At 72.9% G+C, this 221-nt stretch carries 1 protein-coding gene; it reads left to right on the forward strand.

The features are described from left to right. A partial coding sequence (locus ACYQ2W_RS26950) for a hypothetical protein (RefSeq protein ID WP_459874238.1) occupies nucleotides 1-221 on the forward strand: 221 nt, incomplete at both ends.

Below are 221 nucleotides of genomic sequence, written 5' to 3' on the forward strand. Positions count from 1 at the left end.
GCGGGCAGCTCGTCTTCGAGCGGGACGGGATCGGCGGCCACCACCTCGCCATCGACGGCAGCGGCGGCGTGTGGGTCGGCGAGGGGAGCGGACTGGTCCGGATCGACCGCGACGGCATCCCCCTGCTCCATCTGCAACCCTTCGGTGACGCCGCCGACGGAGCGATCACCGCCCTGGTCAGCGACTACCGCGACGGCGGCGTGTGGGTCCTCTCCGCTCTC

It is taken from the genome of Endothiovibrio diazotrophicus (assembly GCF_054657215.1).